Annotated in this window: 1 protein-coding gene; it reads right to left on the bottom strand. The window is 37.5% G+C overall.

What is annotated here, in order from left to right; translation table 11 throughout:
• Nucleotides 1-541, bottom strand: a 541-nt coding sequence (locus tag OP495_RS18725) for an AIPR family protein (protein WP_280571296.1), incomplete at both ends; no start/stop codon positions are given.

Raw genomic sequence — 541 nt, 5'->3', positions numbered from 1 at the left:
ATCCTGTATATTATGATTGGACTTCATGTCACGTGCTTTTATTGCATTCTGGTTGTTGCTATTTTGAGTTATCTTCTGAGATAGTGAGGTGTCGCCCTTTACTTCTATTAACTTGACTAGGATTTTTAGGTCATCAGTTATTTTTGACTTTTCTGAGAGCAAAGATGTGAGGCTTTGAGCACCATTTACAACTACGTAATCTTGAATGGCAAGAGAGTGGTCGTCCTCATGAAGAATTTCTCGACAGAGCACGTTTATTCCATTGTGATAAAGAGGGAAATTTCCATGCTCTGTCTTTTGTTTAATACTGGACTTAATGCTCTTATTAACTTTAGTATTTCCTAGTGAAAGTCGTACGTTTTGGTCAAAGAGTGAGCCGTCAGAAATGCCATCCATCTTGATAATATTTAAAGCTGGTGCAAGGAATATCCTCGTTGCGGCACCTCCGGCATCGTATTTAATGACTTCACTATCAGATATATCAAACCTTAACTCTTGAGATATTCCACCATCAATCTCTAGATCGACATAATCTTTAGAT

The organism is Chromohalobacter sp. 296-RDG (genome assembly GCF_029889885.1).
Lineage (GTDB): Bacteria > Pseudomonadota > Gammaproteobacteria > Pseudomonadales > Halomonadaceae > Chromohalobacter.
This window is presented reverse-complemented; position numbering and strand designations above follow the sequence as displayed.